Annotated in this window: 28 protein-coding genes and 1 pseudogene; 19 read left to right on the top strand and 10 right to left on the bottom strand. The window is 35.8% G+C overall.

The window, feature by feature from the left end; translation table 11 throughout:
- Positions 1–130 precede the first annotated feature (130 nt).
- The 4 genes and pseudogenes from AC22L0_RS18635 (at position 131) to AC22L0_RS18650 (ending at position 5,057) form a co-directional block, all read left to right on the top strand.
- The gene (locus tag AC22L0_RS18635; protein WP_087967705.1) at positions 131–1,744 is read left to right on the top strand and encodes a long-chain fatty acid--CoA ligase; all 1,614 of its coding nucleotides are present in this window, start codon (positions 131–133) and stop codon (positions 1,742–1,744) included.
- Positions 1,745–1,867: 123 nt separating this feature from the next.
- The gene (locus AC22L0_RS18640; protein ID WP_000556954.1) at positions 1,868–2,443 is read left to right on the top strand and encodes a biotin transporter BioY; all 576 of its coding nucleotides are present in this window, start codon (positions 1,868–1,870) and stop codon (positions 2,441–2,443) included.
- A 66-nt stretch (positions 2,444–2,509) separates the two neighbouring features.
- Positions 2,510–3,973, top strand: a pseudogene (locus tag AC22L0_RS18645) (acyl-CoA synthetase).
- The gene (locus AC22L0_RS18650) at positions 3,966–5,057 is read left to right on the top strand and encodes an acetyl-CoA C-acyltransferase (protein ID WP_087967710.1); all 1,092 of its coding nucleotides are present in this window, start codon (positions 3,966–3,968) and stop codon (positions 5,055–5,057) included. Before AC22L0_RS18645 ends, AC22L0_RS18650 begins: the two are co-directional and overlap by 8 nt.
- Before the next feature lie 8 nt (positions 5,058–5,065).
- On the opposite strand, the gene AC22L0_RS18655 is transcribed toward AC22L0_RS18650, so the two are convergent.
- Positions 5,066–5,647: a DUF6434 domain-containing protein gene (locus AC22L0_RS18655; protein ID WP_087967711.1), complete on the bottom strand. Its 582-nt coding sequence runs from the start codon at positions 5,645–5,647 to the stop codon at positions 5,066–5,068.
- Between the two features lie 59 nt (positions 5,648–5,706).
- Between AC22L0_RS18655 and AC22L0_RS18660 the strand changes: the two genes are divergently transcribed.
- Positions 5,707–6,195 (top strand): NUDIX domain-containing protein, encoded by a 489-nt coding sequence (locus tag AC22L0_RS18660; protein ID WP_140160752.1) that lies wholly within the window; start codon positions 5,707–5,709, stop codon positions 6,193–6,195.
- Positions 6,196–6,239: 44 nt separating this feature from the next.
- On the opposite strand, the gene AC22L0_RS18665 is transcribed toward AC22L0_RS18660, so the two are convergent.
- A complete protein-coding gene (locus AC22L0_RS18665; protein ID WP_162280419.1) occupies positions 6,240–7,442 on the bottom strand; it encodes an alanyl-tRNA editing protein in 1,203 nt (400 codons plus the stop codon).
- A 134-nt stretch (positions 7,443–7,576) separates the two neighbouring features.
- Between AC22L0_RS18665 and AC22L0_RS18670 the strand changes: the two genes are divergently transcribed.
- Together AC22L0_RS18670 and AC22L0_RS18675 are read left to right on the top strand one after the other, a co-directional pair.
- On the top strand, positions 7,577–7,984 hold the full coding sequence (locus AC22L0_RS18670) for a hypothetical protein (RefSeq protein WP_000965133.1): 408 nt from the start codon (positions 7,577–7,579) through the stop codon (positions 7,982–7,984).
- Between the two features lie 68 nt (positions 7,985–8,052).
- Positions 8,053–9,291 (top strand): MDR family MFS transporter, encoded by a 1,239-nt coding sequence (locus AC22L0_RS18675; protein ID WP_000676821.1) that lies wholly within the window; start codon positions 8,053–8,055, stop codon positions 9,289–9,291.
- 48 nt (positions 9,292–9,339) lie between these two features.
- Here the strand turns inward: AC22L0_RS18675 and AC22L0_RS18680 are convergent, their stop codons facing one another.
- Together AC22L0_RS18680 and AC22L0_RS18685 are read right to left on the bottom strand one after the other, a co-directional pair.
- The gene (locus tag AC22L0_RS18680) at positions 9,340–9,720 is read right to left on the bottom strand and encodes an Hsp20/alpha crystallin family protein (RefSeq protein WP_000516731.1); all 381 of its coding nucleotides are present in this window, start codon (positions 9,718–9,720) and stop codon (positions 9,340–9,342) included.
- A 124-nt stretch (positions 9,721–9,844) separates the two neighbouring features.
- Complete coding sequence (locus tag AC22L0_RS18685; protein WP_000517649.1) at positions 9,845–9,967, bottom strand: small acid-soluble spore protein P; 123 nt, start codon at positions 9,965–9,967, stop codon at positions 9,845–9,847.
- Between the two features lie 121 nt (positions 9,968–10,088).
- On the opposite strand from AC22L0_RS18685, the gene AC22L0_RS18690 reads away from it, so the two are divergent.
- Positions 10,089–10,352 carry a hypothetical protein gene (locus AC22L0_RS18690; protein WP_001146295.1) on the top strand — a complete coding sequence of 88 codons (264 nt, stop codon included), beginning with the start codon at positions 10,089–10,091 and terminating at the stop codon, positions 10,350–10,352.
- A 45-nt stretch (positions 10,353–10,397) separates the two neighbouring features.
- Complete coding sequence (gene pdaB / locus AC22L0_RS18695; protein WP_003284976.1) at positions 10,398–11,123, top strand: polysaccharide deacetylase family sporulation protein PdaB; 726 nt, start codon at positions 10,398–10,400, stop codon at positions 11,121–11,123.
- 41 nt (positions 11,124–11,164) lie between these two features.
- On the opposite strand, the gene sspO is transcribed toward pdaB, so the two are convergent.
- Complete coding sequence (gene sspO, locus AC22L0_RS18700) at positions 11,165–11,314, bottom strand: small acid-soluble spore protein SspO (RefSeq protein ID WP_000518055.1); 150 nt, start codon at positions 11,312–11,314, stop codon at positions 11,165–11,167.
- 292 nt (positions 11,315–11,606) lie between these two features.
- Here sspO and acnA point away from each other — a divergent pair, with 292 nt between their 5' ends.
- Positions 11,607–14,330: an aconitate hydratase AcnA gene (gene acnA, locus AC22L0_RS18705; RefSeq protein WP_000238558.1), complete on the top strand. Its 2,724-nt coding sequence runs from the start codon at positions 11,607–11,609 to the stop codon at positions 14,328–14,330.
- A gap of 118 nt (positions 14,331–14,448) precedes the next feature.
- Positions 14,449–16,107 carry an ABC transporter ATP-binding protein gene (locus AC22L0_RS18710; protein WP_000666360.1) on the top strand — a complete coding sequence of 553 codons (1,659 nt, stop codon included), beginning with the start codon at positions 14,449–14,451 and terminating at the stop codon, positions 16,105–16,107.
- Between the two features lie 77 nt (positions 16,108–16,184).
- On the opposite strand, the gene AC22L0_RS18715 is transcribed toward AC22L0_RS18710, so the two are convergent.
- Entirely contained in the window at positions 16,185–16,517 is a 333-nt protein-coding gene (locus AC22L0_RS18715; protein WP_082769912.1) for a YmzC family protein, read from the bottom strand.
- A gap of 11 nt (positions 16,518–16,528) precedes the next feature.
- Positions 16,529–16,744: a hypothetical protein gene (locus AC22L0_RS18720; protein ID WP_001048152.1), complete on the bottom strand. Its 216-nt coding sequence runs from the start codon at positions 16,742–16,744 to the stop codon at positions 16,529–16,531.
- A gap of 195 nt (positions 16,745–16,939) precedes the next feature.
- Here AC22L0_RS18720 and AC22L0_RS18725 point away from each other — a divergent pair, with 195 nt between their 5' ends.
- From AC22L0_RS18725 to tlp, 5 genes are all read left to right on the top strand, one after another.
- Positions 16,940–17,515: a redoxin domain-containing protein gene (locus AC22L0_RS18725; protein WP_000269054.1), complete on the top strand. Its 576-nt coding sequence runs from the start codon at positions 16,940–16,942 to the stop codon at positions 17,513–17,515.
- 115 nt (positions 17,516–17,630) lie between these two features.
- Entirely contained in the window at positions 17,631–18,578 is a 948-nt protein-coding gene (locus AC22L0_RS18730; protein WP_087967715.1) for a 3'-5' exonuclease, read from the top strand.
- Positions 18,579–18,717: 139 nt separating this feature from the next.
- Positions 18,718–18,861, top strand: coding sequence for an FbpB family small basic protein (locus tag AC22L0_RS18735; protein WP_001254703.1), 144 nt, complete (start codon positions 18,718–18,720; stop codon positions 18,859–18,861).
- 43 nt (positions 18,862–18,904) lie between these two features.
- A complete protein-coding gene (gene sspN / locus AC22L0_RS18740) occupies positions 18,905–19,039 on the top strand; it encodes an acid-soluble spore protein SspN (protein WP_000527987.1) in 135 nt (44 codons plus the stop codon).
- 99 nt (positions 19,040–19,138) lie between these two features.
- Positions 19,139–19,336, top strand: coding sequence for a small acid-soluble spore protein Tlp (gene tlp / locus AC22L0_RS18745; RefSeq protein WP_001133511.1), 198 nt, complete (start codon positions 19,139–19,141; stop codon positions 19,334–19,336).
- A 28-nt stretch (positions 19,337–19,364) separates the two neighbouring features.
- Here tlp and AC22L0_RS18750 read toward each other — a convergent pair whose 3' ends face one another.
- On the bottom strand, positions 19,365–20,657 hold the full coding sequence (locus AC22L0_RS18750) for a glycoside hydrolase family 18 protein (protein WP_000614862.1): 1,293 nt from the start codon (positions 20,655–20,657) through the stop codon (positions 19,365–19,367).
- Between the two features lie 111 nt (positions 20,658–20,768).
- Here AC22L0_RS18750 and AC22L0_RS18755 point away from each other — a divergent pair, with 111 nt between their 5' ends.
- On the top strand, positions 20,769–21,188 hold the full coding sequence (locus AC22L0_RS18755) for an acyl-CoA thioesterase (RefSeq protein WP_000495812.1): 420 nt from the start codon (positions 20,769–20,771) through the stop codon (positions 21,186–21,188).
- Between the two features lie 26 nt (positions 21,189–21,214).
- On the opposite strand, the gene AC22L0_RS18760 is transcribed toward AC22L0_RS18755, so the two are convergent.
- Both AC22L0_RS18760 and plsY read right to left on the bottom strand, forming a co-directional pair.
- Positions 21,215–21,505: a HesB/YadR/YfhF family protein gene (locus tag AC22L0_RS18760; protein ID WP_001054453.1), complete on the bottom strand. Its 291-nt coding sequence runs from the start codon at positions 21,503–21,505 to the stop codon at positions 21,215–21,217.
- A 108-nt stretch (positions 21,506–21,613) separates the two neighbouring features.
- Positions 21,614–22,210, bottom strand: a complete 597-nt coding sequence (gene plsY / locus AC22L0_RS18765) for a glycerol-3-phosphate 1-O-acyltransferase PlsY (RefSeq protein ID WP_000258974.1) — start codon at positions 22,208–22,210, stop codon at positions 21,614–21,616.
- 225 nt (positions 22,211–22,435) lie between these two features.
- Here plsY and AC22L0_RS18770 point away from each other — a divergent pair, with 225 nt between their 5' ends.
- Together AC22L0_RS18770 and nrdG are read left to right on the top strand one after the other, a co-directional pair.
- The gene (locus AC22L0_RS18770; RefSeq protein WP_000940073.1) at positions 22,436–24,295 is read left to right on the top strand and encodes an anaerobic ribonucleoside triphosphate reductase; all 1,860 of its coding nucleotides are present in this window, start codon (positions 22,436–22,438) and stop codon (positions 24,293–24,295) included.
- The gene (gene nrdG, locus AC22L0_RS18775) at positions 24,292–24,744 is read left to right on the top strand and encodes an anaerobic ribonucleoside-triphosphate reductase activating protein (RefSeq protein WP_000867078.1); all 453 of its coding nucleotides are present in this window, start codon (positions 24,292–24,294) and stop codon (positions 24,742–24,744) included. The genes AC22L0_RS18770 and nrdG overlap by 4 nt, the downstream gene beginning before the upstream one ends.
- Positions 24,745–24,762 lie beyond the last annotated feature (18 nt).

A 24,762-nucleotide genomic window follows, 5' to 3' on the forward strand; every position in this document is an offset into this window, starting at 1 on the left:
ATGTTTTTTATCGTTCTGAATTATTTCCAAAGAAATAATTCAGAAAAAACAGAAAAATGTCGTAACCATTTGCGGAATTCTGTTATAATAAACGAAAAATGAAAACGCTTTAAAGGGGGATATAACCAATATGATGATGAATGTACCGCTAACAATTAGTTCTATGATGGAAAGAGCAGAGAAACTGTTTTCGAAGAAAGAAATTGTTTCACGGACACATGATACAGTTACAACGTTAACGTATAAGCAGTTAGGGGAAAGGACGAGAAGACTTTCCAGTGCGTTGAAAAAGCTTGGAATTAAAGAAGGTGAACGTGTAGGAACGTTAGCGTGGAACCATCATCGACATGTAGAAGCGTATTTTGCTATTCCAGGTATTGCTTCTGTTTTGCACACGATTAATATTCGTTTATCTCCTCAACATATTTCATACATTATTCAGCACGCAGAAGACCGAATTCTACTTATAGATGAAGATCTCGTACCGCTCGTTGAAAATATTCAATCACAATTATCAACTGTACAAGCTTACATTATTATGACTGATAAAGATGAACTTCCAAATACTATGCTGGAGCCTGTATATCATTATGAAAAGCTATTAGAAGAAGGCGATCCCAATTTCCAATTTTTAAAAGATATTGATGAAAATACACCTGCTGGTATGTGTTATACGTCAGCGACTACAGGAAACCCAAAAGGTGTTGTATATACGCATCGTAGTACTGTATTGCATTGTATAGCACTCGGTTTAGCTGATACAGCTGCTTTATCGGAAAGTGACGCAGCAATGGCAATTGTCCCGATGTTTCATGTGAACGCTTGGGGACTTCCTTTTGCGGCTACTTGGTTTGGATCAAAACAAGTTCTTCCTGGACCGATGTTTACCCCGAAAATTTTATTAGAGATGATTCAATCAGAAAAAGTGACGTTAGCTGCGGGTGTGCCGACAATTTGGCTCGGCGTATTACAAGAGTTAGAAAATAATAGTTACGATTTATCTAGTATGACGAGAATACTATGCGGAGGTGCAGCTGCGCCGAAAAGCGTTATTAAAGCATTTGAACAGAAACATAATGTTCCATTCATACATGCATATGGTATGACTGAAACGAGCCCACTCGTAACACTTGCACGTTTAAAAAGTTATGAAACAGAATTATCGTATGAAGAGCAATTAGAAATTAGATCAAAACAAGGGTATCTTGTCCCTGGTGTAGAGATGAAAGTAGTCGGTACAAATGGTGAAGTGAAGTGGGATGGTACGGAGATGGGAGAACTATGTTTACGAGCGCCATGGATCGCTGAAAGCTATTATAACGATAATCGTACTGTCGAAGGTTTTCGTGATGGTTGGTTATATACAGGAGATGTCGTTACGGTTGATGAGGAAGGCTGCGTGAAAATTGTTGACCGTACGAAGGATGTTATTAAAAGCGGGGGAGAATGGATTTCTTCGGTCGATCTTGAAAATGCTTTAATGGCACATGATGCTATATTTGAAGCGGCTGTCGTTGCAGTTCCTCACCCTCAGTGGCAAGAGCGACCAATTGCCTGCGTCGTTCAAAAGAAAAATAGTACGGTTACAAAAGAAGAAATATATGAGTTTTTAAAACCACAGTTTGCGAAGTGGTGGTTGCCAGACGATATTGTCTTTATGGAAGAAATACCGAAAACATCTGTTGGGAAGTTTTTAAAACAGGCGCTTCGGAAAGAACTGGAGCATTTGCATAGAGAGAAATAAGTGAATTCTTATTTGTAAACTTAAATGAAATAAAAGTTGACAAAAGAAGGGTGGAAAGATAATATAATTTTCGTGATATGTTATCTAAAACCACTTTTAAGTTTACAAACAGGAGAAGAAAATATGCATACAAAAAAATTAGTTTTCGTCGCTTTATTTAGTTCTATTATGGGAGTGTTAGGGTTAATACCTCCGATTGCTCTTTCTATTACACCAGTTCCGATTACATTGCAATCACTCGGTGTTATGCTTGCGGGTGGATTGTTAGGGTCACGCCTTGGTGCATTAAGTCAGCTTATTTTCTTACTTATTGTAGGAGTTGGAGCACCATTACTTGCTGGTGGACGCGGTGGCCTTGGTGTATTTGTTGGGCCAAGTGCAGGATATTTACTTGGTTACATCATTGGAGCGTTTGTTATTGGTTATTTAATTGAGCGTTTACGTGAAGTTTCTATTATAAAAGTATTATGTATTAATATAATTGGTGGTATTTTCGTAGTTTATGTATTTGGTATTACTGTACAAGCGTTTTTAATGGATGTTTCTGTATGGGAGACAATGAAAGTGAGTGCTGTGTTTTTACCAGGGGATTGTATAAAAGCAATTATCGCGGCGATTCTCGTAACAAAATTACATCGTTCATTGAAACATATTATTACGCCCGCTTTAAAGAATGGAAAATATACAAATGCGGGATGATAAAGGGAAGAAACACGTTAATTCCGTGTTTCTTTTTATTATTTTTGTAAAGAAAGGACGTCTCATATGGGTATTACAAAAGAATACAAAAAGCATGCCTCTTTACAACCAAATAAAATAGCGATAAAGGAAAATGATAGAGTTTTAACATATAAAGAGTGGTTCGAATCAGTTTGTAAAGTAGCAAACTGGTTGCACGCAACAGAATCAAAGAATAAAACAATAGCAATCCTATTAGAAAATCGTATAGAGTTTTTACAACTATTCGCTGGTGCCGCTATGGCCGGGTGGGTTTGTGTTCCGTTAGATATAAAGTGGAAACAAGATGAGCTCAGAGAAAGAATTGAGATCAGTAATCTGGATATGATTGTGACAGAACGATATAAGGTAAATGATCTACCTGATGAAGAAGGAAGAGTAATTGAAATTGATGAGTGGAAAAGAATGATAGAGAAATATCTTCCTACACATTCCACTGTAGAAAGTTTACGAAATGCTCCCTTTTATATGGGATTTACATCAGGATCAACTGGAAAAGCAAAAGCATTTTTACGTGCACAGCAATCGTGGGTTCATAGTTTTGATTGTAATGTACATGACTTTCATATGAAAATGGAGGATTCAATTTTAATAGCTGGGACGCTCGTTCATTCTCTTTTCTTATACGGGGCAATAAGTGCATTATATGTAGGACAAACGGTGCACATTATGAGAAAGTTCATTCCGAATCAAGTATTAGATAAGTTAGAAACTGAAAATATATCGGTTATGTATACAGTTCCGACAATGCTTGAATCTTTATATAAAGAAAATAGATTAATAGAAAATAAAATGAAAATTATTTCATCAGGAGCGAAATGGGAAGCTGAAGCGAAAGAAAAAATAAAGAATATATTTCCTTATGCGAAAAGATATGAATTTTATGGTGCATCAGAGTTAAGTTTTGTAACAGCACTAGTCGATGCAGAAAGCGAAAGAAGGCCAAATTCAGTAGGAAAACCTTGTCACAATGTGCAAGTTTGAATATGTAATGAAGCAGGCGAAGAAGTACAAAAAGGCGAGATAGGAACTGTTTATGTGGAAAGTGATCAGTTTTTTATGGGATACATAATAGATGGGGTTTTAACACGGGAGTTGAATGCAGATGGCTGGATGACAGTGCGAGATGTAGGCTATGAAGATGAAGAAGGCTTTATATATATTGTTGGTAGAGAGAAGAATATGATTTTATTTGGAGGAATCAATATTTATCCAGAAGAAATAGAAAGTGTATTACATGAACACCCAGCTGTTGATGAAATAGTTGTAATTGGTGTGAAAGATAGTTACTGGGGTGAAAAGCCAGTCGCGATCGTAAAAGGAAGTGCTACGAAACAACAATTAAAGAGTTTTTGCTTACAACGATTATCCTCGTTTAAAATACCGAAAGAATGGCATTTTGTAGATGGAATACCTTATACAAATAGTGGGAAAATCGCTCGTATGGAAGCAAAAAGTATGATTGAAAACCGGGAGAAAACATATGAATAAGGCAGTTATTGTAGAGGCGAAAAGAACACCTATCGGTAAGAAGGATGGGATATTAAAAGAGTATGAAGTTCAGCAATTAGCAACGCCGCTTCTTACGTTTTTAAGTAAAGGAATTAAGAGAGAGATAGACGATGTTATATTAGGAAATGTTGTTGGGCCAGGAGGGAATGTTGCAAGATTATCTGCTTTAGAGGCAGGACTTGGCTATCATATTCCTGGTGTAACGATTGATCGGCAATGTGGTGCTGGTTTAGAAGCAATTCGAACTGCGTGTCATCTCATTCAAGGCGAGGCAGGTAATTGCTATATCGCCGGAGGAGTAGAGAGTACAAGTACGTCACCTTTTCAAAAAAGAGCAAGATTTTCACCTGAAACAATTGGTGATCCTGACATGGGAGTAGCAGCTGAATATGTTGCGGAGCGTTATAACATAACGAGAGAAATGCAAGACGAGTACGCTTGTCTTAGTTATAAGCGGACACTGCAAGCGTTAGAAAAAGGATATATACATGATGAAATATTTTCTTTTAATGGATTATTAGATGAATCTATAAAGCCAGAAATGAATTATGAACGAATCATTAAAAGAACAAAGCCCGCATTTTTACAAAATGGAACAGTGACGGCAGGTAATTCATGTGGTGTAAATGATGGGGCATGTGCTGTTCTTGTAATGGAAGAGGGACAAGCCCTAAAGTTAGGTTATAAACCTGTCCTTCGTTTCGTTCGTAGTACTGTAGTGGGAGTGGATCCCAATCTTCCAGGGACTGGTCCGATATTTGCGGTGAACAGATTATTAAACGAAATGAATGTAAAAGTAGAGGACATCGATTATTTTGAAATAAATGAAGCATTCGCCTCAAAAGTTGTTGCTTGCGCAAAAGAGTTACAAATTCCGTATGAAAAATTAAATGTAAATGGTGGGGCAATTGCGCTCGGTCATCCGTACGGTGCATCTGGAGCTATGCTTGTAACACGTTTGTTTTATCAGGCTCAAAGAGAGTCTATGAAATATGGAATTGCTACATTAGGAATTGGAGGCGGGATAGGGATTGCGCTATTATTTGAGAAAGTAGAAGACTAGTGAGGTAACTAGTTTTCTACTTTTTGAGGAACATAAACATTGCTGCCAGGCTTCGCTTTCATTTCGTTCCAAGCAGCAATCGCATCAGCTTTTGCTTTTCCTTTATTATTTGGATCTTTGAAAAAGTCACGAGTAAAGCGATTGTATTCAAATTGTGCACCGATAGTTGTTTTGTATGTAGGGTCTTTTTTTCGTTCGTTTTCTTCATGCCAAAAAGCTACCGCGTCTTCATATGTTTTTCCAACATTCTCTTTGAAAAATTTTTGAAGAGCTACTGTAAAGCGGAAGTTTGTTCCGATTTTTTCTTTGAAAAAAGCACGAACCTCTTCGCTACAGCGGTGATTTTTAGTAATAATCGTTTGAAGAGAAAGGTCTTTATAAGAGAGGGGAGCTTTGCTCACTTTTTGCACAGAGCTGTTTTTTAAGACTTTCCCCGTAGTTAAATAATGTGAGATACGCTCGGTTATTTCGATCTTAGAGCCACTAGCTGGCAGACCATGCTCGCGACAAAATGTTTGCAGTTCTGCTTTTAACCAATAATAATTTTGGAAATCTGTAAGAGATATAGTTTTTGTTAAAGATGGTCGCATGAATGTAACAACTACTTTCTTCCATAATTTTCTTTAATTATAAAACATACGTTCTTTTTATGGAAGGATTAATGTGTAAATATAATGGGAAGAGGAGGTTATATATAGAAAATATAATGCAAGTTCGTGTTACGGGAATTTTAATTGAAGATGAAAAAGTATTGCTAGTAAAGCAAAAAGTGGCTAATCGCGATTGGTCTTTACCTGGAGGAAGGGTAGAGAATGGTGAAACGTTAGAAGAAGCGATGATTCGAGAAATGAGAGAAGAAACAGGATTAGAAGTTAAAATTAAGAAGCTACTCTATGTTTGTGATAAACCAGATGCTAGTCCATCTTTGTTACATATTACGTTTCTGCTTGAAAGGATTGAAGGTGAAATTACACTATCTTCTAACGAGTTCGATCATAATCCGATTCATGATGTGCAAATGGTACCGATTAACGAATTAAGTTATTATGGTTTTTCGGAAACTTTTATCAATCTTATAAGTGGCGGTTTTGCAAATTCAGGGAGTTATCATGGGTTGAAACAACATATAGGCCTGTAAATATAGTTGAAGGATAGCCGTTAGCTATCCTTCATAAACATGTTTTACACTGCTGACTGTAAAGAAGAAACAAGCTGATTTAAAAACTCGTCCCCGTTCATAACCGCTTTTCCGCCGCCGCGTGCACTCTTTTTATTTCCGCCACCTTTTCCTTCAATTGCAGGAAGAGCATCTTTTAAAAGAGCATTCATATCGAGCGTTACTGTTTTTCCGCAAGCGAGAATACATTGTAGTTTGTCATCATTTTCAATAACGAAATACGTAATTGCATGCTCTTGTTGTTCTGTAATGATAGCTGATATTTTTGCAACTTCTTGCATAGAACGATCTGTAAATGCTTTAGAAATAAGTAACCCAGCATGTATTTCGGTGGGCTGTTGCAGTAATTCATTTGCCTCTGCAAATAATAATTTTTCATTCATTGTTTGTATTGTTTTTTCGTTTTCCTTTTGAGAGGTAAGAAGCTGTGCCACTTTTGCTGGGATATCAGTTTCGCTACTGTTTAATTGTTTGGAAACATCTTTCATAATTTGTTGCTGTTGCCCCATTAATTTAAGTGTACGCCAACCAGCGATAAAGGTTAAGCGTATACCACCTTTATTGCGCTCCCATCCTAGTACTTGAATAAGACCAACTTCACCAGTGCGTTTCGGATGGGTTCCACCACAGCCGTTGTAGTCGTAATTTTCGATAATAACAACGCGTATATTTTCTGTCATATTCGGTTCTTTACGAAGAGGTAATGTTTTCGCTTCTTCTAAGTTCATCCACTCTATACGGATTGGATGGTTTTCAAAAACAATTTTGTTTGCAATTTGTACTGCTTTTTCAACTGTTTCTGTATGCAGATTTTCTGTTTCTAAATCGATTGTTACCGTTTCTTTACCAAGATGGAATCCAATCGTAGGTATGTTAAAATGGTCCCAAAAAGCAGCAGATAAAATGTGCTGAGCCGCATGTTGCTGCATATGATCAAAACGGCGCTCCCAATTAATTTTACCTTCTACGTCTTCTGTATGTAATTGTTCTGCGATGTAGTGACGAATTTCTCCGTTTATCTCTTCTACATTGATTACATTGATATCATTTAATGTACCAGTATCATATGGTTGTCCGCCACCTGTCGGATAAAATGCTGTTTCATTCAAAACAACGTATAAGTTACCGTTTTTATCATAATCTTGCTTTATAATTTTAGTAGTAAAGTCTTGCTTATAAGCGTCAGTGTAATATAATTTGTGCTCCAATTTTCTTTCTCCTCTCGCATTAACTAGTTTCATTGTAAAGCAATTGAAATTAGTTTCCTAATATTTCAGAAGAAAGAAACTATTTTTAGAATTTTCTTGCTATAATAAGAAGAAAATGCGGGGGTGGAATGAATATGTTATATGAAAATGGCGTAGATAAACTGCTTAGTTTAAGCAAAAATATTTCTGAATTGTATCGAGAATTAAATGAAATGACCCGGATTTTAACGGATTGTAATCGAGAAAGTGTGAAGTTTGATCGGTTATATGTAAAAGAGTTACTTTGGAAGAAAGAAGATGTAATAGAGAAATATGACCAGCTACTTGTACAACTTTGTATTAACGAATGCTTTGATCTAAAAAGTGTCATTACAGGCGAATATAAGTATACATATGAAGAAGTGGAGAACATCGTTTTACAATTTAATGAGAAGTATAATGTTGCAATATTAATTAAAGATGTTTGTAAAGAATTACAGTTTACATATGGCATAGATATGGATATCACAAGAACAGCTCGAGTATCAACAGCTCAAGTATAGAAAAGGAAAAGAAAGCAGATCCTTTGCTTTCTTTTTTTATGTAAGAACAGGGAGAGTAGGTTTTTAAGATGAAGGGGAAGTTGCAAAATATTCATCCGTTAGGAATGACAATTATAATAGGGACTTTATTTGCGAGGTTCGCCACGTCAATGAGTATTCCTTTTTTAGCGATTTATTTAACGACTGTTAAAGGTGTATCAGCTGGAATGACTGGTGCTATTATTGGAACGAGTGCACTTGTTGGTGTTTTTGCTAGTTTTATCGGAGGGAATTTATCAGATCGATTTGGCCGGAAAACGATTATGCTCTGGTCCATGATCGTTTGGATTTTTGTGTTTATAGGTTTTTCACTTGCGGATCATGTTTTAAGTTTCTTTTTATTAAACGCTTTAAATGGATTATGTAGGTCGTTTTTTGAGCCAACATCAAGAGCATTATTATCAGATTTAACAAAGCCTGAGTATCGGTTACTCGTCTATAACTTACGATACGGTGCAATAAATGTTGGAGTTGCAATTGGACCAATTGTTGGATTACAGATTGGAAGTGCAAAATCAACAATTCCTTTTTTAGTAGCAGCTGGGGTATATATTCTATATACAGCTATATTAGCGTTCCAATTTAAGAAGTATCCAATGGAAAAAAAGAAAGTAAGTACAGAAAAACCTGTTACAATGCTAAATGCAATGCGTATATTACGAAAAGATATAGTATTTTTAGTTGCTTTAGTCGGTATTATTTTGAGTAATTGTGGTTTTTCACATTTGACGACGACAGTATCTCAATATTTTGCAAATGCACATATATTTGAGGATGGAGTGAAGCTATTCTCATATATGCTCGCTTTAAATGCGATTGTTGTAGTGATTATTCAATACCCTGTTATTCAAATTTGTAAAAAGTATACACCGTTAACATCAATTATGGTGGGGGCTTTATTTGTGAGTGGGGGATTATTTGGCTTTGGAATAGTAGAATCCATGCTAGGTGCTGCCGTTTGTACAATTATTTTTACAATTGGAGAAGTCTTAATGTTTTCGATGACGGATGTATTTATTGATGATATTGCTGTTGCGTATCTAAAAGGAACATACTTCGGTGCGATGGGCTTTTCGGGAATTGGAGCAGTAATAGGTCCGTGGTTTGGAGGAGTACTTCTCGATTACTACGGGTACCAAAATGGGTTTGCAGTATTTTCAGCATTAGCTATATTCTCAACTGTGGCATTTCCTGTGCTTGTAGTTACAAAAGGTTTATTGAAAAAAAGATATGATAGAAATTCTAATATAGAAATGCATGCGAAATAACATAAGCCCCAGTACCAACTGGGGCTTATGTTTGTATTATATTAACTCTTAATTTGAAAAAAGAACTTTCTTTTCATGTTTATCAGCAACTTCATTTTTGGAAATATGAATGGCCAAAAAACCATTCTCTAAGCAGGCTAGCATCTTCTTATAAATAACATTAGCGGGTAAAGGGATAGTTCGCTGCAAAGAAATGTTTTTATGAAGTATGCAAATGGTTAGGCCTGTCTCCATCTTTTTAATGACTACATTTTGTTCATTGGCATTTGGTACATCTGTTTCCAAAATGTATTCTTGTTCAGTTTCGCAAAGGTCAATATGAATTTGATTTGGGAAACTAAAGTTACTACAAGAGTCAGAACAAAACTGATCCATCCATTCTTCGAAACCATCAACATGAAAAAGACAATCCTTCTTTTTCTTGCCCATGTAAGACACCCTCCGTAAAATCTCAATTCATACTATGTTATGCATGAATGAATTAGGGGTGAAGAATAAATGGAAAAATATAAACATTGTATGTGGAAAAGATAGCTAGTGTGCACTTTTTGTTTTACATATCATGATGCGCATGATGTTTTTGGCGTGAATGGTTACGGTTTTTTACTTTATGAGATCCGCTTAATGGTTCAGGTTGTCCTTTTTTTTCTTTCGCTTCACGATTGTTTTTTCCCATTGTATGTGACACCTCCTCTTCCTTTTTAGAATGAGAGAAGTTTGCAAATTTATACGAGAATGTTTTTAGAAAAAAAGGTAAAGATAATTGGGACTAACTATTACAGAAAGGGGATTATATAATGCCATATCATAAAGATAAACAACAAGCGTTTCAAGCAGCGCAGCAAGGCGTTACACAAGCAGAAAATGCATTTAACAACATTGTGAAAAATGATCCAAACTACGGTCATGATTTAAAAGAATTACGCCAAGAGGTTCAGGAAGCATATGAACAAATTCAAAATGCACTAGAGGTAGCTTCAGAAACACAACGTCCACAACTTGAGCAATATGAAAATAATCTCCAAAATATAATGCGAAATGTAGATCAATTAGAAAAGTAAATTAGGTTGTTGTGTATTTGACAACCTCTTACTTTAATGAACATTATGCGAAAACAGAAAATTTTTCTATTCGTTTTTTCTTTATTATGCGCAGTACATATATTTCAAGTTGAAAAAGTGGAAGCGAAAATGTTGCTCAGAAAAGAGCTAGAACCAACTGGCTATGTAACGTGGGAAGTACCTAATAATGAAAAAATTATTGCCATTACATTTGATGATGGACCAGATCCAACGTATACACCACAAGTTTTACATTTATTACGTCAATATAAGGCTGAAGCGACATTTTTTATGATTGGATTTCGAGTTCAGCGCAATCCATATTTAGTGAAACAAGTGTTAAAAGAGGGACATGAGATTGGAAATCATACGATGAATCATTTATATGCAAATAGTTCATCAGATGAAAAATTAAAAAAAGATATTTTGGATGGAAAGAAATTTTTCGAAAAATGGGTGAAAGAACCGTTGCTATTCCGTCCTCCTGGTGGATATATTAACGATGCTGTATTTAAAACAGCAAAAGAAGCAGGTTATCAAACCGTTCTATGGTCGTGGCATCAAGACCCACGTGATTGGGCAAATCCAGGGGTGGAATCTATCGTAAATCATGTAGTGAAAAATGCTAAAAGTGGCGATATTGTATTGTTACATGATGGAGGAAATGATCGTAGTCAAACGGTAGCAGCACTAGCAAAAATTTTACCTGAGCTAAAAAAACAAGGCTATCGATTTGTAACGGTTTCAGAATTGTTACGTTATAAACATTAGAAAAAATCCCAAAAGGTGAATGTTCCTTTTGGGATTTTTCGTTACTGGTTCTTTTTGCGTTTCTTATTATTTTGTCTTTCTGCAGGAGTTAAGTTTTCATTTGCAAACTCTTCGTTATAACCAGTACCTTGTCCTTGTGCGGATGCTGCATTCATTCCTGAAATAGTATGATTTGCTTTTCTTTTACCCATTTTATTTCACCTCTATAACATTTTTTTGTATGTTGAATGATGAGCAGTTCATAGTGTGTATGAACTATAAGTAAAGCGCTAATAGAGCACTTTACTTTATGGTAATAGTATTCATAAGGAGCATGAACACTATTCAAATTTAGAAACATAAAGAAAACTTATGATAATCTATAAGTTTCTTATTATTTACTTATTTAGAAAGTTGTAATAAGATATTATCGTAAGGTATTGAAAAGTTTGTCTACATTTTATATTCAGACAACTTAGTCACGTTTAACAGGGGGGAAACATAATGGTCAAACATAATCCATTTCAATCACGTGCAACTTTTGAAGTAGATGGAAAAACGTATCATTATTATGATTTGAAAGCGCTTGAAAATGCAGGGGTTGGCAACGTATCTCAATTACCATATTCCGTGAAAGTTTTACTTGAATCAGTACTTCGTCAAGTAGACGGACGTGTAATTACAGAAGAGCATGTTACAAATTTAGCGAAATGGGGAACGAAAGATGTGCAAGATATCGATGTTCCATTTAAACCATCTCGTGTAATTTTACAAGATTTCACTGGTGTACCAGCTGTTGTTGATTTGGCTTCGCTTCGTAAAGCAATGGCAGACATGGGTGGAGATCCTGATAAAATCAATCCAGAAATTACTGTAGACCTTGTAATTGATCACTCTGTACAGGTTGATAGAGCGGGTACGGCAGACGCGCTTGCATTCAACATGGACTTAGAGTTTAAACGTAATGAAGAACGTTATAAATTTTTAAGCTGGGCACAAAAATCATTTGATAACTATCGTGCAGTTCCACCAGCTACAGGTATTGTACACCAAGTAAACCTTGAATATTTAGCACCAGTTGTTCATGCTGTGAAAAATGCTGAAGGTGACTTAGTTGCATACCCAGATTCATTAGTTGGAACAGACTCACATACAACAATGATTAATGGTATCGGCGTTCTTGGATGGGGTGTTGGTGGTATTGAAGCAGAAGCAGGAATGCTTGGACAGCCTTCATACTTCCCAGTACCTGAAGTAATCGGTGTGAAATTAACAGGTACACTTCCAAGTGGTACTACAGCAACTGACGTTGCCTTAAAAGTAACGCAAGTATTACGTCAAAAAGGTGTAGTTGGTAAATTCGTTGAGTTCTTCGGTAATGGACTAAAGAGCATGCCTTTAGCTGACCGTGCAACAATTTCAAATATGGCACCAGAATACGGCGCAACTTGTGGATTCTTCCCAATCGATGATATTTCATTAGAATACTTACGTTTAACAGGTAGAGATGAAGAACAAATTCGCGTTGTTGAAGAATACTGTAAAGCGAACGGTTTATTCTATACAGCAGACAGTAAAGATCCAATCTACACTGATCTTGTAGAAATTGATTTAAATACAATCGAATCTAACCTTTCTGGACCGAAACGCCCACAAGATTTAATTCCACTTTCAGATATGAAAGATGCGTTCCACAAAGCTGTTTTAGCACCAGTTGGAACACAAGGACTTGGATTTAATGAGCAAGAGTTCGATAAAGAAGTGAAGGTTACATTAGAAGATAAAGAAGTAACGATGAAAACAGGTGCAATTGCAATCGCTGCAATTACAAGCTGTACAAATACATCAAACCCATACGTATTAATTGGAGCAGGTCTAGTTGCGAAGAAAGCAATTGAAAAAGGACTTGTAGTACCTGAGTATGTAAAAACATCATTAGCACCAGGATCTAAAGTTGTTACTGAGTACTTAGATAAGTCTGGTTTAACAACATATTTAGATCAATTAGGTTTCCAAACAGTTGGTTACGGTTGTACGACTTGTATCGGTAACTCTGGTCCATTAGCGCCAGAATTAGAAGAAGCAATCGCAGCAAACGACTTATTAGTAACATCTGTTTTATCTGGTAACCGTAACTTTGAAGGGCGTATCCACCCACTTGTAAAAGCAAACTACTTAGCATCACCACCACTAGTTGTGGCATATGCACTTGCAGGTACTGTTGATATTGACCTGAAAAATGATGAAATCGGTAAAGATGCAAATGGCAATGCTGTTTACTTCAACGATATTTGGCCATCAGCTAAAGAAATTGAAGATGTAGTTCAAAGTGTTGTTACATCTGAACTGTTCAAGAAAGAATATGCACAAGTATTTAACAGCAATGAGCGTTGGAATGAAATCCAAACTTCAAATGAAGCGTTATATACTTGGGATAATGATTCAACATACATTCAAAACCCACCATTCTTTGAAGGATTATCTAAAGAGCCAGGTGAAGTTGAAACATTATCAGGCCTACGCGTAGTTGGTAAATTTGGTGACTCTGTAACGACAGACCACATTTCACCAGCAGGTTCAATCGGTAAGCATACACCAGCTGGACGCTACTTATTAGAAAACGGCGTACAACCAGTTGACTTCAATTCTTACGGTTCTCGTCGTGGTAACCATGAAGTTATGATGCGTGGTACATTCGCGAACATCCGTATTAAAAACCAAATCGCACCAGGAACAGAAGGCGGATATACAACATATTGGCCAACAGGTGAAGTAACGTCTATCTATGATGCTGCTATGAAATATAAAGAAGATGGCACAGGCCTTCTAGTTGTTGCTGGTAAAGATTACGGTATGGGAAGTTCTCGTGACTGGGCTGCGAAAGGAACAAACTTACTAGGTATTAAAGCAGTAATTGCAGAAAGCTTTGAGCGTATTCACCGCAGTAACTTAGTGTTAATGGGTGTACTACCACTTCAATTTAAAGATGGCGAAAGTGCTGAAACGTTAGGTCTTGTTGGTAACGAGTCATTTGAAATTCAAATCGACAAAACAGTTAGACCACGCGATCTTGTGAAAGTAGTTGCAACTGATGCAGATGGCAATGAAAAACAATTTGAAGTAGTAGCTCGTTTCGATAGTGAAGTAGAAATTGACTACTACCGTCACGGTGGTATTCTGCAAATGGTTCTTCGTGAGAAAATTGAAGAGTCTAAAGTGTCGAACTAAATAATTGAAATGAATAATAAGGAAGCTAACAATAGTTAGCTTCCTTATTTTATGGAAAGGGATGAAACCATATGGTTTCATCCCTTTCTTTTTTACTACGAAAAATGGAGGAAACGTCATGAAAGAATATAAAAGAATTCTGTTACCGTTACAGAAAGAAAAAATATTAGTAATAGCAGCTGTATGTAGTGGGATAATTGCTGCCATTTTAAATTTATCTCGCCCAATTTTCATGGGATTAATTGTAGACAATCTTATTCAAAGGGAGCTAAAAGGTGCGTATGTATATATAGCTTTGTTTGCGGGTAGTCACTTTTTAATGTGGGCGAACAATCTTTTATTTGATTATATAAGTTCAAAAGCGAGTCAACGTATATTACAAACGAAACGTATAGAATTATTGCGTCACTATTTCTCATTACCGTTTGAAGAGAGTGAGAAGATTAAGCAAGGAGAGTTAGAAACTTTGGTCGTGTCTGATATTCCGAACTGGGTCAGATTATATGGCTCTATATTAATAGAATATATACACGCTATTGCCCAATTTATTGGAGCTTTCATAGCACTACAACATATAGATATACAGTTTATATTGTGGGTAACTCCGTTTTTATTTTTAAGTACAATTGTTCCAATACTGATGGGAGAAAAGGTAAGAGATATTGCAAGCGTTTCTCAAAAAAATCACTCAAGTGTTGTAGAGATGGTGTCACAGTTTGTAAAGGGGATACAAGATTTGCGGAGTTTACAAAAAGAAAAATGGGCAATTCGCTTATTTAAAGAAGTAACGGCACAATCGTATAAATCAGAAGTAAAGAAGACGATGATGCAACATTGCATTGGAGTAGTTGGAACGGTGATTGAAACAGGAGCATATATTGTTGTTCTCATTATAGGTGCACAAAAAATAATGAGGGGAGAAATAGAAGTTGGTTCACTCATTGCAGTGTTAGCGACAATTGAGATGCTCTTTTTCCCTGTCCGTTATGTGGGCGATTTATTAATAATGACACAAGTTGCAGTCGCTTCGGCAAATAGAGCTTTTTGCTTTTTAAATAAACGAGCAGCAGATAGCAATGTAGAAAGAGCGATGGGGATCAGGATAACAAATGTTTCATTTCAGGAGAATGACGAAGAGAAATGCAGAATTCATAATATTGATTTGCAAATTCGTCCTGGTGAACTCGTTATGATTGTGGGAGAAAGCGGTGCAGGAAAAACAACGCTTTTAAAGTTAATAACGGGCTTGTATAAACCATCTAACGGTAGCATTGCTTATTATGGTAATGAAGCTCGTATGACTACAGTGTGGCAAGAACCACGTTTTTTCCGAACGACGGTAACAGAGAATATGTATTTCGGGGAAGAGGGTTTAGAAAATCAGTTAGAAAAAAATAGTGAACTTATAAATGCAACGCCGATTATTAGAGGGTTACCTGAAGGGAGTCAAACTGTGCTACATAAAAGCGGTGAAGAGTTTTCGGGAGGCGAAAGAAAACGTCTTGCATTATTGCGCGCGATTGTATCAAATCCAACTCTTATTATTTTAGATGAACCGACGGCTGGGTTAGATCCGGGCAATCAAGAACTGGTTTGGAATATGATTGAAGGGATAGGAAGAGATGTAACGAGAATTGTGGCAACACATGATGTAGAGAGAGCGATGATAGCAGATTGTGTTGTTGTCATAAAGAATGGGACTATTGTGGAATGTGGGAATCCTAGAGAATTATTAAATTGCAACTCATTGTACAAAGAGTTGCAAACAAAAAGATAAGAGATATGTAATGCTCTTATCTTTATTCCGCTATTTGCCGGGCAGCCCGATTGGTGAGGGCTGATTAAAGTTTCACTTTATTCGGTCTCATTAAGTTGATAAGTATAAGAATTCGAATCACTAGAATTAACTTCTTTGACGAGAGTAAGTTGATTTGTATCTGGATTATATTTGAAAATCTTAATTGTATGTTCGCTACTTAGTAATGGATTATATTCTTGAATAGCGAATGTATTTTCCGCGATTTGTGTCATATTACTGGTGGGAACATTTTCTATGGAATCATGATTTGTAGAAATTTCAACGACTTTTTCACTGTTGAAAAATAAAAGAACGATTATTAAAATAACTAAGCATATTCGTATATAGCGTAGCTCTTTGGTGATAGGGTGTTCTCCCAAAACAATCATCCTTTCTATAGCTATTCTATAGTAGTAATGGTAGTCATCGTGAAAAAAGTAATAATGCCGAGGCCTGCCAAAAGGATAAATGAGATTAATGCGATATAGAGACAAATATGTCCAACTTGTTTTTTTTCAGGATCTTTACTAAATAGTGAGATAATCCATGTGATAATTCCGATTGGGGAAAATATAAAACTAAGAATATATAGAAGTATTTTTTTAAATAAATTCATGAGAGCTCCTTTCATTGTAAAATGTTCTATGTATTTCTAATTATATGATTAAAAGGTAAATATTTCATCTTAGTTATAAAAATTCTGATTATTTAGAATGTGAATATTTCCAAGCTTGTCCGTATAAGCTAAAATAAGGTATATAGTATTTTGATGAATGTGTTAAAAGAAGATAATACGTTAGGGTGATATAAAATGTGGCGAAAGCTTACGATTATTGTAGTGTTACTTTGTTTAGCGGGATATGCAGCTTATGAACAGTTTGGTCATAAAGAGCAGGCGGTAAAAGTGAAGCAAGAAAAAAGTGAAGCTGCGATGAAAGAGATTATCGCAAGGAATGGTATTGAGATAGGGAAGAGTGCACCGGACTTTACATTAACGAAGTTAGATGGGACAAATGTAAAGTTATCGGATTTAAAAGGAAAGAAAGTAATTTTAAACTTTTGGGCTACGTGGTGTGGACCATGTCAGCAAGAAATGCCTGATATGGAGGCTTTCTATAAAGAACATAAAGAGAACGTAGAAATTTTAGCGGTCAATTATACGCCTTCAGAAAAAGGTGGGGGGGAAGAGAAGGTAAGCAATTTTGCTAAAGAAAAAGGAATTACTTTTCCTATTTTATTGGACAAGAACATTGATGTGACAACAGCTTATAAAGTAATTACGATTCCAACTTCGTATTTTATAGATACAAAAGGTGTCATTCAAGATAAGTTTATTGGGCCGATGACACAAAAAGAGATGGAGAAAAGAGTTGCTAAATTAAAATAATGGTGAAAAGGTAGAGATGGAGAGTTCCCATTTCTGCCTTTTCTTTTTCAAGTAGTAATCACTTCATGATATGATGTAAGAAATATAACCGTTTAGAGATAAAGGAGTGTATGGAGTGGGGAATGTATCCTTACCGTTAGATTATGTTGTAATTGATTTTGAAACAACAGGATTTAACCCTTATAATGATAAAATTATTCAAGTTGCAGCAGTGAAATATCGTAATCATGAATTAGTAGATCAATTTGTTTCATACGTGAATCCAGAGCGGCCAATTCCGGACCGAATAACGAGTTTAACAGGTATTACTAATTATCGCGTTTCAGATGCACCGACGATTGAAGAAGTGTTACCTTTATTTTTAGCATTTTTACATACAAATGTTATTGTGGCCCATAATGCTTCTTTTGATATGCGCTTTTTGAAAAGTAATGTAAATATGCTTGGGTTGCCTGAACCTAAAAATAAAGTAATTGATACTGTATTTTTAGCAAAGAAATACATGAAGCATGCGCCTAATCATAAACTTGAAACGTTAAAACGAATGCTTGGAATTCGTTTAAGCTCTCATAATGCATTTGACGATTGCATTACGTGTGCTGCTGTTTATCAAAAGTGTGCAGCTATTGAAGAAGAAGGGAAACGAAAAGTAAATAAGGCTATGCTTGATGAAACTGCGGTATATGAAGCGGTGAAAGAAATACTTGCATGTAATAAACGTAATGTAGAATGGCTACGTTGTATGAACGTAGGAAGTTATTTAGATATAAAAGCTTTTTATCCAGTTATGAGATTAAAGGTAAAAGGGCGAAAGAAATATGTATTAACAGAGATATTAGAAGAAGATGTGAAAGAAATATGTACAAGTTTAAAATGTGAACCGGCGTTAAAAAGTGAAGTTGGTAATACGAGAATTATGCTTAATAGCTTAGAGGATGTTATGAAATTAGAAAGTTATATTTTAGAGCGGTATGATTTTGTATTACAGGCGCTTCATGATTATAAAGAAAATGAAATGAATGCAGATGAAAAGTTGAAAGAGTATTTAAATATTATGGTATAAAAAACTCCGTGTGCAATATATTGTACACGGAGTTTTTTTAGGAGTACTAAAACATAAAATTTTCTTGCAAATCTGATTAAAGAGTTTTTTGTTTGCTCATACTATGTAATAAGAAAGCGAAGGAGAGAGGGTGAACAACATGAGAAGAAGTCGCCGTAAATCGTTTGAAGAACTTGTAAATGAAAATAAACAACAATTATTAAGCGATCGTGAGGCAATTGATCGCATTGAAGAGCGCATTGAAAAACGTTATGAAATGAAACTTTTTAAGCAAGCTGAATAATTCTTAACACTAGTACGATACTAGTGTTAAGGAGGCGATAGTAATGGGTAATCCGAAAAAAAATTCAAAAGACTTTGCACCGAATCATATTGGAACACAATCAAAAAAAGCTGGTGGAAATAAAGGAAAGCAAATGCAAGATCAAACAGGTAAACAACCGATTGTTGATAATGGTTAAAGAAAAGGAGAATATTACATTCTCCTTTTTTATGTATAAATTTGAGGAAAGATAGGTAATTTAAGATGGTGTGTATATACAATATTAGGAGGGAAGTACATGCCAAATCCAGATAATCGAAGTGACAACGCTGAAAAGTTACAAGAAATGGTGCAAAATACAGTTGATAACTTTAATGAAGCAAAAGAAACAGCGGAACTTTCTAATGAAAAAGATCGTGCTGCTATTGAAGCAAAAAATCAAAGACGTTTAGAAAGTATTGACTCATTAAAAAGTGAAATCAAAGATGAATCTTAACAAAATGTACAAAAAGGGCTGACTTTTGTCAGCCCTTTTTCGTAATCGTAAAGTTTTCAACAAGTAAACGCCAATTTTGTGGAAATGGCAAGCCAATCTTCCAATAACTAATACCGCCAATGCCCTGCTCTTTCATTAAATTGAATTTACTTTGAATAGACCTCGCATCTTCAAACCAAACTTCATGTTGTACGCCATTTTCGTCAAAGTAATTAAAATGTGGAGCTTGAGCTGTGAAATCATAGCGGATAGGAACATTATATTTACGAGCAAGTGCAACAGCTGCGACAGAGCTAACTGCTTTTGCTGGTGGATTCCCTTGTTTGAACGGAAGTTTCCAATCGAATCCGTATAAGTTTTGCCCCATCATAATTTTTTGGGGAGGCATTTGAGATTTTGCGTATTGAAGTACTTCTTTTACAGGACCAATAGGAGAGATTGCCATTGGTGGCCCGCCCTGCCAACCCCAGTCATATGTCATAATGACGACGAAATCAACAATTTGCCCTTGCGCTTTATAATCATGGGCTTCGAAAAATTTTCCCTTTTGATTTGAACTTGTTTTCGGTACGAGAGTTGTGCTTAATGTGTACCCGCTAGGTAAGCGTGTTTTTACATTTCGTAAAAAGCGATTATAGGCCTCGCGGTCTTCGGGTGCTACACTCTCGAAATCGAAATGAATGTCTCGCATGCCATATTTTTCAGCTGTTTGCAAAATGTTAGTAATAAATTTGTTTTGAATCGTTGCGTCGCGTAAAATAACCGATGTTAGATCTGCACTGAAATTACCATTTTCAATATTTGTAATAACGAGCATAGGGATTGTTTGCCCTTGCGTTGCAATATTAGCAATTTTAGCTGTTTCAGTAGGTTCTTTTAATGTGCCATCTCTTTTTGCCTCAAAACTAAAATAAGCTAAATATGTTAAAAATGGATTGATGGCACGTGTAGCATTAACTAAACTCTCTTTAATCGGTATAGTGGAAGGTTGTAAATAAGCGATGGATTCTACAGCTCGTTTTGTGCCTTTTGGTACATATAATTGTTGTCCGACATGGAGAATAGATTTTAAAGATAAATTATTAACTTTAGCTAAACTAGCGAGGGGGACATTATATGTTTGAGAAATCCGATAGAGGCTGTCACCAGGCTGTACATAATAATTATTTCCTTTCGTATTAACGATAAGTGCCTGACCAACAACGAGCGTTTCAGCGGGATTTAGTCCATTGTCTTTTACTATTTCGTCAGGTGTTGATCCATATTTTGATGCCAAGCTATATACGCTATCACCGCTACGAACCGTTACAATTTGAATCATATGCTTGCTCCTTTCGGGAAAAGATTCACTATTTTTATTTTATTTTTGATGTCACTGTATTATGATTAAATGTATGCAAGGTAGCAGAAGTGAAAGAAGGCGAATATACATATGTTTGTAGCAGAACATGAAGTTGAAATCCGTTATGCGGAAACAGATCAAATGGGTGTTGTTTACCATTCAAACTACTTAGTGTGGCTTGAGTTAGGTCGCACGAAACTTATACAAGATTTAGGTTTTTCATATGTTGAAATGGAGAAAGAAGGAATTATTTCTCCTGTGTTAGATTTACAAATTTCATACCGTAAAGCGATGCGTTACGGAGAAAAAGCAATCGTAAAAACATGGGTAGATACTGTGAGCCCACTTCGCGTTGTATATGGATATGAAATATATAATGGTGATGGTGAACTTTGTATTACTGCAAGTACGACGAATATTTGTGCGAAAAAAGAAGGGTTCCGCCCTGTATCATTTAAAAAGTTATATCCTGAGTGGTATGCGAAATATGAGGAAATTAAGAAAAAATAAAAAAGCGTGGCAGAAGCCACGTTTTTTTATTTTTCATAATTAAATTGTGGGAAGTCGTCACCTTCGTTAAGTGTAACAGATAAATTATGTCCATCGAAGAACCATTCATCATCGCCTTCAATAAAGAAGTTAATACCTTCTTCTTGAATTTGAACAGCAGGATGTGCAGGATCATCTTTACGAATCCCTAAAGAAAGTCCTTTTTGCACAGTACTGCAACCACCGTATTGTACGAAAAAGCGTAGTGTTTCATTTGATTGTAAGTTTAATTCATTTTTATACCATTGTGCTGCTTCTTTTGTTACGGAAAGATTCATGTATAGTTCCTCCAAATTATGTTGCTTTTTCTTTAGTATAAAAAATAACGCAAAAAGACGCTATTAATATGCTTCACGTTTTCTTTTTGCGTTATGTGGGTTACGATCTTATTTTTGCTTTTTTGAAAAGTTTGCTTTTGGTTCAGTTTTATTTATAATTCGTCCGATATTTGCACGGTGTTTATAAATAACCATACCTGCTAATAAACACATCGCAATAATGAAGATTTTATCCCCGCTAACAATGGATGCAATAACAGCAACAACTGCTGTTACCATAGAAGAAAGTGATACGTATCTTGTTGTAAATAAAAGGGTGAAAAATACAACAGCCAATATTGCAAAAACAACTGGTGAATAGCATAATAGCACCCCAGCAGAAGTTGCAACTGCTTTACCACCGCGGAATTTTGCGAAGATTGGATAGACATGTCCAAGAACAGCCGCTAACCCGAACCATAGTGGATGAATATCTAATCCGAAAATCATTGGTAGACTTGTTGCTAATGTCCCTTTTAAAATGTCAGCAATTGTAACGGTAAAACCTGCTTTTTTCCCTAATGTGCGGAATGTGTTTGTTCCGCCTAGATTACCGCTCCCGTGCTCACGAATATCGATTCCGTAGCCGATTTTTCCAACAACTAGTGCAAATGGAATCGAGCCAAGTAAGTAGGCAACGATAAATAAAAGATATGTAGTAACCATAAGTTCAGTCTCCTTTATTCAAATGTGTTGATAAAGGGTAAAAAGAGTTTTTCCCGTATATTGTACCATACATTTGTAAAGAGCACATTTCTTTTTTGTAAATGAAAAATTCATTATTTCGTGAAAAAAATTTCACAGTAATGTTACATTTCTCACAGAAACAGTAAGACTATATGTAGTAACATTTTAATCAAAAGATAACAACATATTGGTGGAGGGTTATAAATGTTACAAAATAATACACGTGGAGAAGAAGAATTAATGAAAGTGTTTGAGACAATAGTCCACGGCAATGAACAAGATTTGATGCAAGAAAATGCAAATGTAGACGGCCGCTCTCCAATGGGCGTAATGGGAACGTTCGCATCTGAGAGTGCAAAATATTATGCTGTTGAGAATTTATTGTCAGATCAAGTGAAAAAAGCGATAAATGAAAATATATTATATCCACATGATTTAGATTTTTATGCAACAGGAACGACGACTTGTTCACAAATTCCGTTAGCGCAAATGCTTGCTAACGGTTTTCATACTGGACATGGACATATGAGACAACCGCAAGACATTAAAAGTGCATTGGCTCTTTCGTCTATTATTTTTCAAGCGAATCAAAATATGCAGCATGGTGGTCAATCGTTTGCACTCTTTGATATTGATTTAGCACCTTATGTACGAAAAACAATTGAGAGACATAAAAAACGATTACAATCATATCCGCTTACGAAAGAACAAATAGAAGAATTCGCATGGAAAGAAACGGAAAATGATACGTATCAAGCGTGTGAGGCTTTCGTTCATAATTCGAATAGTATGCATAGTAGGGGCGGAGGGCAAGTACCGTTTATTTCTATTAATTACGGAACAGATACATCAAAAGAAGGAAGAATGTTAATTAAACAACTTTTAAAAGCGACACAAGCTGGACTTGGTAAAGGAGAGACACCGATTTTTCCGATTCAAATTTTCAAGATGAAAAAAGGTGTGAATTTTGAAGAAAGTGATCCGAACTACGATTTATTTGAATTAGCATTAGAGACAACGGCTGAACGATTATTCCCTAACTTTTCATTTTTAGATGCTCCGTTTAATGCAGTACATTATGATGGAAGACCAGAAAGTGAAGTATGTTACATGGGATGTCGTACCCGTGTTATGTCTAATATACATGGAGAAGAAACAGCGATTGGTAGAGGGAATTTATCATTTACGTCTATTAATTTAGTGAAATTAGCGTTAATTAGTGGTTCAAAAGAAGCGTTTTTTGAAGCGCTAAACTATTATTTAGATTTAGGAATTAAGCAGCTATTAGAAAGATATGCGTATCAATGTACGAAGCGAGCAAGAGATTTTCAGTTTTTATATTCACAAGGTGTATGGCGTGGTGGAGAAACGTTGCAGCCTGAAGACTCCGTAGCCTCGATTTTAAAACAAGGGACGTTAAGTATTGGTTTTATCGGTCTTGCGGAATGTTTAGTAGCTTTAACAGGAAAGCATCATGGGGAAGATGGAGAATCATGGAAACTTGGGTATGAAATTATTTCCTTTATGAGAGATAGAATGGATAAAGCGACAGAAGAACATCAACTGAATTTCTCAGTAATTGCAACTCCAGCAGAAGGATTATCAGGGAAGTTTGTGAAAAAAGATAGAGAAGAATTTGGTGAAATTAACGGTATAACGAACCATAATTACTATACGAATTCATTCCATATTCCAGTTTATTATAACATTCAAGCGATAAATAAAATCCGTTTAGAAGGCCCGTTCCACGCTCTCTGTAATGGAGGACACATTACTTATATTGAACTAGATGGAGCAGCAATGCATAACAAAAAGGCATTAAAACAAATTGTACAAGCCATGGCAGAACATGGCGTTGGATACGGTTCAATTAATCATCCTGTTGACCGTTGTAAGTGCTGTAGTTATCACGGGGTTATTGGGAATGAATGTCCAAGTTGCGGGAATAAAGATGAGGCTAATATAGAAAGAATTCGCCGTATAACAGGCTATCTTGTAGGAGATATGTCGAAGTGGAATAGTGCGAAACGTAGTGAAGAGATAGATCGGGTGAAACATAAATGAAAGTGATGAATATTATTCATGATAGTGTAGTAGATGGAGAAGGATTGCGGACAGTCGTGTTTTTTGCGGGCTGTCCGCATCGTTGCGTTGGTTGCCATAATCCGAAATCGTGGAATATTTGCAATGGAACGGAAATGACAGTAGAAGAAATTGTGAAAGAGATTGCAAGTAATCCATTAACTGATGTAACATTTTCAGGTGGAGATCCATTTTTTCAAGCTGCTGAAGTGAAAAAGGTAGCAAAAATCGTGAAAGATTTGAAAAAAAACCTATGGATGTATACAGGTTATACGTTAGAAGAGATACAGAGTTCTCAAAATAATGATATGATAGAGTTGTTACATTATGGGGATGTTTTAGTCGATGGAAGGTTTGAAATTGAGAAAAAAGATTTAACACTTCCATTTCGCGGAAGCTCCAATCAACGTATTATTCGATTGAAAGAGTAAAAAGGCGGGATAGATTAT

It is taken from the genome of Bacillus sp. LQ01 (assembly GCF_057624735.1).

Coding starts and splice junctions, on each gene's coding strand:
- AC22L0_RS18650 (WP_087967710.1), top strand. CDS start 3,966: ATGAATAAGGCAGTTATTGTAGAGGCGAAAAGAACACCTATCGGTAAG.
- sspO (WP_000518055.1), bottom strand. CDS start 11,314: ATGGGTAAAAGAAAAGCAAATCATACTATTTCAGGAATGAATGCAGCA.
- AC22L0_RS18670 (WP_000965133.1), top strand. CDS start 7,577: ATGTTATATGAAAATGGCGTAGATAAACTGCTTAGTTTAAGCAAAAAT.
- AC22L0_RS18640 (WP_000556954.1), top strand. CDS start 1,868: ATGCATACAAAAAAATTAGTTTTCGTCGCTTTATTTAGTTCTATTATG.
- AC22L0_RS18755 (WP_000495812.1), top strand. CDS start 20,769: ATGTTTGTAGCAGAACATGAAGTTGAAATCCGTTATGCGGAAACAGAT.
- AC22L0_RS18685 (WP_000517649.1), bottom strand. CDS start 9,967: ATGGGAAAAAACAATCGTGAAGCGAAAGAAAAAAAAGGACAACCTGAA.
- AC22L0_RS18725 (WP_000269054.1), top strand. CDS start 16,940: ATGTGGCGAAAGCTTACGATTATTGTAGTGTTACTTTGTTTAGCGGGA.
- nrdG (WP_000867078.1), top strand. CDS start 24,292: ATGAAAGTGATGAATATTATTCATGATAGTGTAGTAGATGGAGAAGGA.
- plsY (WP_000258974.1), bottom strand. CDS start 22,210: ATGGTTACTACATATCTTTTATTTATCGTTGCCTACTTACTTGGCTCG.
- AC22L0_RS18720 (WP_001048152.1), bottom strand. CDS start 16,744: ATGAATTTATTTAAAAAAATACTTCTATATATTCTTAGTTTTATATTT.
- AC22L0_RS18750 (WP_000614862.1), bottom strand. CDS start 20,657: ATGATTCAAATTGTAACGGTTCGTAGCGGTGATAGCGTATATAGCTTG.
- AC22L0_RS18655 (WP_087967711.1), bottom strand. CDS start 5,647: ATGCGACCATCTTTAACAAAAACTATATCTCTTACAGATTTCCAAAAT.
- AC22L0_RS18675 (WP_000676821.1), top strand. CDS start 8,053: ATGAAGGGGAAGTTGCAAAATATTCATCCGTTAGGAATGACAATTATA.
- AC22L0_RS18770 (WP_000940073.1), top strand. CDS start 22,436: ATGTTACAAAATAATACACGTGGAGAAGAAGAATTAATGAAAGTGTTT.
- AC22L0_RS18660 (WP_140160752.1), top strand. CDS start 5,707: ATGGAAGGATTAATGTGTAAATATAATGGGAAGAGGAGGTTATATATA.
- AC22L0_RS18680 (WP_000516731.1), bottom strand. CDS start 9,720: ATGGGCAAGAAAAAGAAGGATTGTCTTTTTCATGTTGATGGTTTCGAA.
- pdaB (WP_003284976.1), top strand. CDS start 10,398: ATGCGAAAACAGAAAATTTTTCTATTCGTTTTTTCTTTATTATGCGCA.
- AC22L0_RS18635 (WP_087967705.1), top strand. CDS start 131: ATGATGATGAATGTACCGCTAACAATTAGTTCTATGATGGAAAGAGCA.
- acnA (WP_000238558.1), top strand. CDS start 11,607: ATGGTCAAACATAATCCATTTCAATCACGTGCAACTTTTGAAGTAGAT.
- tlp (WP_001133511.1), top strand. CDS start 19,139: ATGCCAAATCCAGATAATCGAAGTGACAACGCTGAAAAGTTACAAGAA.
- AC22L0_RS18715 (WP_082769912.1), bottom strand. CDS start 16,517: ATGATTGTTTTGGGAGAACACCCTATCACCAAAGAGCTACGCTATATA.
- AC22L0_RS18690 (WP_001146295.1), top strand. CDS start 10,089: ATGCCATATCATAAAGATAAACAACAAGCGTTTCAAGCAGCGCAGCAA.
- AC22L0_RS18760 (WP_001054453.1), bottom strand. CDS start 21,505: ATGAATCTTTCCGTAACAAAAGAAGCAGCACAATGGTATAAAAATGAA.
- AC22L0_RS18735 (WP_001254703.1), top strand. CDS start 18,718: ATGAGAAGAAGTCGCCGTAAATCGTTTGAAGAACTTGTAAATGAAAAT.
- AC22L0_RS18710 (WP_000666360.1), top strand. CDS start 14,449: ATGAAAGAATATAAAAGAATTCTGTTACCGTTACAGAAAGAAAAAATA.
- sspN (WP_000527987.1), top strand. CDS start 18,905: ATGGGTAATCCGAAAAAAAATTCAAAAGACTTTGCACCGAATCATATT.